This is a genomic window from Nitrosomonas sp., assembly GCF_019635155.1.
GTDB lineage: Bacteria > Pseudomonadota > Gammaproteobacteria > Burkholderiales > Nitrosomonadaceae > Nitrosomonas.
Map to the genome: position 1 here is coordinate 1 of NZ_JAHBZY010000034.1, position 8,197 is coordinate 8,197.

Annotated in this window: 6 protein-coding genes; 1 reads left to right on the forward strand and 5 read right to left on the reverse strand. The window is 49.2% G+C overall.

Annotation, left to right across the window (positions count from 1 at the left end; translation table 11 throughout):
* Nucleotides 1–152 precede the first annotated feature (152 nt).
* Nucleotides 153–1,145 (reverse strand): replication initiation factor domain-containing protein, encoded by a 993-nt coding sequence (locus KF839_RS14435; RefSeq protein ID WP_292918529.1) that lies wholly within the window; start codon nucleotides 1,143–1,145, stop codon nucleotides 153–155.
* A gap of 1,471 nt (nucleotides 1,146–2,616) precedes the next feature.
* Here KF839_RS14435 and KF839_RS14440 point away from each other — a divergent pair.
* Nucleotides 2,617–2,955 carry a hypothetical protein gene (locus KF839_RS14440; protein WP_292918530.1) on the forward strand — a complete coding sequence of 113 codons (339 nt, stop codon included), beginning with the start codon at nucleotides 2,617–2,619 and terminating at the stop codon, nucleotides 2,953–2,955.
* 224 nt (nucleotides 2,956–3,179) lie between these two features.
* On the opposite strand, the gene KF839_RS14445 is transcribed toward KF839_RS14440, so the two are convergent.
* The 4 genes from KF839_RS14445 to KF839_RS14460 form a co-directional block, all read right to left on the reverse strand.
* Nucleotides 3,180–4,976 (reverse strand): DUF2326 domain-containing protein, encoded by a 1,797-nt coding sequence (locus KF839_RS14445; RefSeq protein WP_292918531.1) that lies wholly within the window; start codon nucleotides 4,974–4,976, stop codon nucleotides 3,180–3,182.
* Nucleotides 4,963–5,211 (reverse strand): ABC-three component system middle component 8, encoded by a 249-nt coding sequence (locus KF839_RS14450; protein ID WP_292918532.1) that lies wholly within the window; start codon nucleotides 5,209–5,211, stop codon nucleotides 4,963–4,965. The genes KF839_RS14445 and KF839_RS14450 overlap by 14 nt, the downstream gene beginning before the upstream one ends.
* Entirely contained in the window at nucleotides 5,195–6,160 is a 966-nt protein-coding gene (locus KF839_RS14455) for an ABC-three component system protein (protein WP_292918533.1), read from the reverse strand. Before KF839_RS14455 ends, KF839_RS14450 begins: the two co-directional genes overlap by 17 nt.
* A gap of 476 nt (nucleotides 6,161–6,636) precedes the next feature.
* Nucleotides 6,637–7,719, reverse strand: coding sequence for a helix-turn-helix transcriptional regulator (locus KF839_RS14460; RefSeq protein ID WP_292918534.1), 1,083 nt, complete (start codon nucleotides 7,717–7,719; stop codon nucleotides 6,637–6,639).
* Between the last annotated feature and the right edge of the window lie 478 nt (nucleotides 7,720–8,197).

Genomic DNA, 8,197 nt, shown 5'->3' on the forward strand with positions numbered 1-8,197 from the left:
TGACCCACACGCCCCGGCCTTCGGACCGGGCTTTTGGCCTGAGACAGAATTCCGAATCGCATGCTGTACAGCTCAGATACAGGGCGCCTTGTACCCACTTGCACCGACAACCTCTCGTTCCACAGCCTGGACACATGCGTCGCCACGCCCCGTTATGAAACTCTAAGGACATAGGGGGTCCCTCGCTTACGCTGCTTCAGCAACGCATAGTGCTTCTGCGTCCATCGTTTGGTGCCCGCATAGATCATCTCGAACAGAAACTGATCGCCACGACAGGCCACCACCACCGCGAGCATGGGACTGATGGCGTTCGCCAGCCAGGCCGCCACATCATCCAGCCGCTGCTGAATCCGTTCGACGACCAGCCGGCATCGCATGAAGCCCTCGGTGAGGGCTTTCCACCAGCCCACCAACGGCGCGCGATACTTCTCATAGGATTCCGCTTCTCGCGTGGTCTCGCGGAAATCGACATAGGAACGCAGCACGCCAACCAAGAAGGCTCTCCAGTCTTCGGGATCGAGCGTGAGTAATGCCTTGGCGCAGGCTTGAGCTCGATCCTGTTTAAATTCCAGCTCCCATCGGACTCCGTATAAGGCCGCGTCTTCCCGGCCTTTGGCTTGAAGTTCGAGCCGTTTGTCATAGACTCGAAGCATGCTTTGGCTTTCCCGACTGCCGAAATACAAGGTCTCCCCAGTGCGGGTTCCCTCACGATGATTGGAAGCTTGGATGACTTTGAATTGCTTCGATCGGCTCACTAATTGTCCGGCCTCCACGGCCAGCCGGACGGTCTCCACTGCGACAGAGGCCTCCCGGTCGTCCAGTGCCACATCGATGCGCGTCACATGGCCTTTCTGGGCGAAGATCCAGGCCAATACCGTCTTCAGCTTCGTCTCGTCCCACTGGGAGACAATCCCAGCTGAGAGATCCACATGCACTTCTTTCGGATTGCGAGGGGCACCCGTCCCCAGTTTCCCGACGCCCGTTTTGCCTTCCGTCATAAGTTGAGCCACGGGATAGCCGCGAAAGCCGGTCTCACTCTGGAACCAGTCGCCCCCAATCAGCGCAATCACGTCGGCGACTTCCGCCTTGGGCAGCGTGAAAGCGAGCCAATCGATGGTCTGCGTGAACCCTCCGGAGACTGTCATTTCTTCCCCCTTGGCTTCTCTGCGATAGACGCCCCCGTCTTACCAAGTCGGGGGCTGATCGGCTGCGCGCGCCGCCCGCTTTCGCCGTCGGTCACGCGCAGGCCGTCCTCGCCTCCTACGAGGGTGAATCCGTTGAGACGCATTGCATGTCGTACTTTTTCGAGGTCAAACAAATACATTTTGCAGAGGCGTTCGTACGGAATCCGCCCCGTACGATACGCCCGTCGAACTGTTGAGACATGCACATCGAGCTCTTGGGCTAATTCTTTGGCCGTGAGTAACATCCGTCTGACCACCCTTTCTCAATCACTCAACATGGTGAAGACACTACGCGAGCATCGTGACCTTGGGAACTATGCATAGTTATGCTTATGTGCGCTTTCGTGCGCTTTGCTGTGCTTTTGTGCGCACCAGTCCCATGAGACACATCGTCATTGAGCACTGCACAGTGGCTGGGATTTAACGAGCGCAGAGAGGAGAAACACCAATAGGCTGGACGAATCGAAACAATAGGCCGCGCTTATGGAAATACAAGTACCGGCTTCACTAGGGACGAACAGCGAGGAATGGACAACAATCGAGACGTTTTTAGGTTGGAAGGTTGTGTGATGAAGAAATGGCTCTGGACGATAAACTTCTGATTAGGGCCGCTAGGCCTTAGTATGAAATGCCGAGCCCTTGTAGTGTATACACAGTCCGTGAGAGCGTTTCACTGCTACAGCTCATTACCAATTACCATTCCGAACGGGATAAAAAGGAGTAAACGATCAAGGTTGGTACTTTCAAAAGCGGGAGGGGAGCCAGTAGGCGTGGTGCCAAAGCCGGGATTCGACCGGGCGAATATAGCAAGCTCCTCAGCTGAAGCGCAATTCACAGATCTTTTCACATTTATTCATGTACTTGCTCGTTGGTATTGAGTGATAAGGCCTAACAAGCAAATAGATCAAAATCGGTCTGCTATACGACTGTTTTACGACTCTTTATTTGATTCCAGTTCTGATACTTTTCGGCTCTCCATTAGTACAAAGACAGACCCTTCAAAGCCACCTTTACCATTGCTGAATAGCTTCGATACTGTCTTCAAAACCCCGCCTGATGACTTGTAGCTTGATACCGATGGAGCCCAAGTGCACCTGTCTCACCCCCATACACTTGAAGCTGCATCAGTAGCCCTCCCAAACGCCCATTCCTTGACTCAACATGCTTGCCTGCTAGGCTTGTGTGTATGGTGCTTTCCAAGCCTCCACTGAATACGTTTTGGCGCACTTTAGGCCAACGAGCAGACAGGGAACATACCAAAGAGTAGAGGCGATCCCTTCTTCTGGCGAATGTGCAGAGCGACGCGCAACCAGTATACGTATGTCTTGCCAACGACCGGCAACCAATTCACAAGGGAGAATTTATGGGCAGGGGAATCGCGATAGGGTTTCTTCTTTCTGTGGCCGTACTTAGTTCGGGGTGCTCAGTGCTCATGGCAGCTAATCGGGAAAGCTATCGAGGTGACGTCGGGGTATTAAAAGAAGGTGTCTCTCGTAGTGAGGTGATCGCCGAGTTGGGTCAGCCAGACTCATTCTTCAAGCCCGAAACCGGCGGATTTGACGATCGCTATATTCTCGATCCGGAGGCTCATCGCACTTGGGTTAAAGTGGGGACGGTTGTGGTGCATCTCGGTGCAGATCTAGTTACAGCATTTCTCTGGGAATTCGTTGGCACACCATACGAACTCGCCGTGCGCGATCGAAAAGTCATCTATCATCTAGCGTACAATCCAGACGGAAAATTAGCCGCTATCGAAAAGATCAAACCTTAACGAACAGACGTCGGTGACCTTGGGTTCAACCCCTGTGTGAACCTTGATAGGGCGATTTTCGGCTCTACAGGATTGGCAGTGTCTATGCGGCCATTCAGCGAATCTCTTCGCCTGTAGCGGCGTCTAGTGGTATTTGATGTTGCTTGGTATTAACCAGCAGTGATACGGAATGACACCGGTGATAGGCACTATTTAGGCACCGGCTAGACGCTCGTTTGCTACCGTCACCATGTCATCATCTTGAATAGTCTTCCCCGCTCGCTTTCGTCATGAAGGGTCAATACGACCTCCTCCCGTGCAAAGACTTGGGCGTCGCCAGAACCTCGTAGAGGCAAATCAGAGTCGATCAGCGTGATAATAGGCTGTAGTCCGAGGTCCGCGTATCGACGAATGACGGCGAGGAGGTTTTCCTTCTTGCGGTTATCCAACGACTCAAAAACTCCGTCATGGTAGATGAAACGCGGAAACTTTTCCGCAATGTGGGCTCTCAATACCGCCAAGTCAAAAGCGATACACAAAAGCTTCCGATAGGTATAGCCAAGGTCGGCACTTGTAGCGTTGCCCGCTTCGTCAAGGATTTCTGCCTTGAATTCGAGATGACCCTGATTATTAGGCGATACGCTTAGAAGTGCCTTCCGATCTATAACCTCTTCGACTATTTCACTGAAAAATAGCCGGATCGCAGAAAATCTACTGGTCCTATTTTCATTTTGGGATTCGATGTCTGACTCTATTTGACTTTGCAGTCTATTTGTCTCTTCGCCAAGCGTACGAATTTCCGCACGTAGCTCAAGAAGACGGTGCATCAGAGCTCGCTGTCGCTCAAGCGATATAATGTCTGCCCGCAACCTTACTACTTCGTCGGAAGCCCTTTTGTATTTGCTAAAAACATCCGTGTCCGTCAAAAATCCTAACGTTTGTGAGCGCCTCTTCCCGAGCTCGTTCAATTCAGTTGCAACCAGTTTCAGTTCGTTCTCAACTTCCCTACGTTCTTCTTCAAGATATTCACGTCGTTCCTGTGTAATTGACTGGTTGAATTCTATAAGTTTTTCGAAATCGTGTTTAATTTGTCCAGGAAATTGCACTCCAGCTTCCGCGAAAAGCTTCCTTGCCTCATCTGGGTTGAAAAGAATCTGATCCTCTTCAAGTGAGGTGACGATTTTTTTTAAGCGATGGTTCAATGAATACCGCTCCGAATTAAGCTCAGCAATTCTTTGATCAATCTCCTCCACTAACTCTCTTGTCTGACGTTTATCTTGCTCGCGGAAATCAAAAGCATCCAAAAAAGCCTGCTTCTTCTCAACTTCCCGCTGCTTAAGCAATAAGATTCCTTCCACCTTGCTTATGTCCGAAATAGAACCTCCCAACTCATGTTGGATCGTTTCAGCGGCGTTCTCCTTTTCAGTGAGCTGCTCTCCCATCTCGTAATACAAACTTACATTCCGTGAATTGAAACTAAGGATATGGGCTAGAAACGGCTTCCATTGAGCATGTGAACCGACAAACTTCCTCAACTGGAACACATCCCTATAGTCATCTTGCGTGCGCAACAAATACCCAATGACTTTCCGATAGTCCCACGGCTTGAGAGCGCGCCAATCGAGAAGGCTATCCAGCATTTCCCGAGCACGATCAAAAGGCATGTCTAAGTGATCCCATTCACTGTCGAGCAAATCGGTGTAGTCCTGGTGATTTACAGCATGCTTCTTAAAACTTATTTTGCTTGCCTGGTCTACACTACGGCGGACTGTCAAATAGGAACCGTCGGGTAATTGAAGCTCCAAAAAAAATATGAATCGTTGGAACACCTGCTCATGCCTGAAAAGGAAAAATCTTGAATCTCTTTTCACCAAAAATCCAAAATCTAAAACGCGCGCCAAAGTTGTTTTGCCAAGATTGTGCGTGTCCTTGTTACGGTTTTCTGGAAGGCGGATCTCAGCCAAGACTACATTGAGGCCCGAAGCGAATTCTATCGGCTCAAAGACCTCCGAATTATTGCAGTACAATTTAGATAGCTTCATTTGGTCCAATGTATTCCATGGAATCGGTTTTTGGACGATACTCTACCAATCCCAACAGGTAAAGCAGGTTAAGAGCCGGCAGAAACAATACATCGCCCCCTTTTACCGCCTTCTTTGCGAATCGTCGCAGACCGTCATAATCTTCTATCCGACGTTTCTTAAGACGCAGAAGCAGTAACATCGACACATTCATGACTGTGCGATCTGGATGCGAATGCTTAGTTGGCCTCAGCATTGCTGCTTTCTCCGATATCACAATTCCAATACATGAAGAACAGTATGCCACGCGTCAACCGCTTGTTGCCTCTTTGACGTAAGATCGGATCCCGGCTAAATAAAACATCAATAAGATGTTCCATTACACCATCAAACGTTTGATGCTGTTTGCGCTTTGCGATGATTTTTAGCTGTAACTCCTCGACTATGGATTCATACATTTGCTGATACTTAAAATTTTCCGGAGCTGCTAAGAAGCTCTCGATCTGTCTACTCTCCTTCAGATATCGCCGACGGATTTCCTGAGCGTACTCGGCTGTCATTTTGTTAATAGAGTTTTTTTCACGATATTTAGTTCGGGCTTCAGGAGGGTAATCCAATACTGCCGCGGCAAGATCTTTGTGTTGCGCCAATGCCTCAACGACTTCTGCAAGATCGTCAGGGCTAATTATGAGCGGCGAGTCTAACGGATCGAGGTCAGCCTCATCCGCAATCTCTCGGAACCTCTTTAAATACAAGTCTAGTTGTTCAAGACTGACTAGGTAGATTGATTCTTCGGGAAGACCGCATTTATTGGAAATATGGCTGCGGATCGCACTCTCTGCGATGCCCGTCATCCGACGATTCGAGAACAACATGTAATGGTCGAGTTGGCCTTTCCGACGCATGGAGGCTATGCGAGGAATTTCCTTTTCGATTACAGTGTTCTTCGACGAAGGACTAAAGAAATCAGTTTCCGAATAACTCCTGTTATACCCATTCGTATGCTTGGCCTGGACAATGGTGGTTCCCTTCCAAGGCGAGGCCTTGCTGGGATGCAACTCAGCAGTCCCAACGAACTTAGCGTCCCGGCCGCCGTCTGGTCCTTCCGCGAAACCTTGTACGGAGATGCCAAGTAGTCGCTGACATATCAAAATAGCGAGCCTCTCAAACTGAGAGTCGCTTAAATCCTCATAAGCGTATTTCACCACACCTCGCAGTGAACAAATACAGGCTGTCTTTTGAACATCTATTAAAAGGACAGCGGAAATATAGCGATGTTAGTCCCAAAATTCGAGGCTTTTTGAAGGGTGTTTTCGCAGGTTTTGTGGACAAGTGATCTAGAGACTTTCGTGGCTGCTGAGGAGAGGAATTCCATGCCCAAAATGCTCTTGCTGAGTATTCGGAGAGAGGTCTTCGGCAGGATTCCCCGTCCAGCATCCATTCCTAGAAGATTCTGTCCTATATCGGACAACCTCTCTGTAAGCCATTGTAAAACCGTGTATCAGATTGGAATTTTTCAGCACCTAAGATATTGATTTTATTCATTGCCAGGGGCTCTTTTAAGGCCAAGAAGAGCCCTCCCAAACTGATGATTTAGTCGTGAGGTGAGGACGGGAAGATCTCTGGTAACGGGCAGACTTGCCGACGGCTACCGTGATTCCGTACCATCGATCTTGGCCAATTAACTCGAGGTCGTATTTCCAATGAAAGCCACGGCCGCCATCCTGTTTTCGACTCCCAACTTCAGATAGACATGTTCAAGGTGTTTCTGCACCGTCCTCCGACTGATATTCAAGATTTGCCCAATTTCTGGATTTGTCTTACCTCGTGCAACCCAACCCAGAACTTCCAGTTCGCGTTTGCTCAACCCAAAGTGTCTGAGTTGATTAAGTGAAGGGATGGTTTGCTGTTCTTCAAAGAGCAGGACATCGTTCAATCCTTGTCCTATCCGCCTAATTGTTAGTTGACCGGACTCGCCCTTGATGACGAGTGGAGCGGTAACTGATGGAACATCGTCACGCCATTCAACCATTTTGCGTAAATGACTTAGCCAATCGCGTAAATGAGTGGGTAGGAAGTCTGAGGCTGGCCCAGTTTCTAGTCCGTATTCCTTAAGTAACTGCCGAGCGTGAAGGCTTGCGAACCGCATGCGTCCTCGCCCTGTTACGTATATGACGCCCTGTTGGCCGTTATCTGAAGCTTTATGGAAAGCCTCTAACTCATTGTGCATCCGTGTGACAGCTAGGGAATTTGCTAAAGCTTGTTGAATATGTGGATGAATAGCATTGAAGGTGGTCTTCGCTCTGTGAGGGAACTCTCTATCGTTTCGGTGACGACTAATTGATAGCATTCTCTTGCCGGCGCGAAGCCCCATAAACAGGAGAAAAGACATCTTGAGCGGTTTGTAAAACTCGTTATGGAGTGTAGTCGCCTGAAATTTGCGGGCCGATATAAAGTCGGAAAAAGTGTGGGCTGATTTGTCATTGGTCCGGAGGAAATGAGCTACCACTGGATGCTCATGAAGATTGTCCTCCAAAATCTTAGCGTAGTGTAATGGATTTGGGCAGTGTGGAAGTTGATCAGATTTGTAAATGACGGTAGGGCTGCCTACTACAAACTCATTGTAGGACGTAAACTCGCCTTCCGTAATTGACGGAAGGGAGTCAATTAGATGGGTTGTAAACTCATCATGCGGGCGTAGCTGATACAGGTCACGAACAAATACTGACAGTGTTCGCAGGTCTCTTCCGGAGAGTCGCTCCATCGTCGAATATCTCCCTCTATGTATCGTGCCTCAAAATAGAGTATACGGCGTCACCTCAATTTATGAGCCGTACTTGCAATATCTGTCAGTAGCTGTTTGGGCCGTGCACCTGCGTTGGTAGTGGTGTTTTGATTGATAAGTAGTTTAGCATAGCATCATGCATGTACGCCACATGGCGTATTCTGCCTATTGAACATCTCTGCTAAGAAGAGCCATTGGTTCGAGCATGTTTGTAAAGGGAAGTCATTGATGGCCAATACGTGCCGCTCGAGTCGATGGATACTTCTTCTATAACATTGCGATGTGGACTGTCCCCAAGGCGTTAGCCCTTGCTGGGACTAACAAAGAGCGGATCAAATGCTTGTCAGTATTCCATCTGAGACAACCCTTGCAGCAACGTAGTGAATTCAGAGGGCATCGACGCGTGCGTCGCACACAAGAATAGACATTGGCCAAAACTCTACGGCCATTCAATAAG

Bases quoted from the DNA above. Each gene is read 5' to 3' on its own strand.
- KF839_RS14435 (WP_292918529.1), bottom strand. From the start codon at position 1,145: ATGACAGTCTCCGGAGGGTTCACGCAGACCATCGATTGGCTCGCTTTC.
- KF839_RS14445 (WP_292918531.1), bottom strand. From the start codon at position 4,976: ATGAAGCTATCTAAATTGTACTGCAATAATTCGGAGGTCTTTGAGCCG.
- KF839_RS14440 (WP_292918530.1), top strand. From the start codon at position 2,617: ATGGCAGCTAATCGGGAAAGCTATCGAGGTGACGTCGGGGTATTAAAA.
- KF839_RS14450 (WP_292918532.1), bottom strand. From the start codon at position 5,211: ATGCTGAGGCCAACTAAGCATTCGCATCCAGATCGCACAGTCATGAAT.
- KF839_RS14460 (WP_292918534.1), bottom strand. From the start codon at position 7,719: ATGGAGCGACTCTCCGGAAGAGACCTGCGAACACTGTCAGTATTTGTT.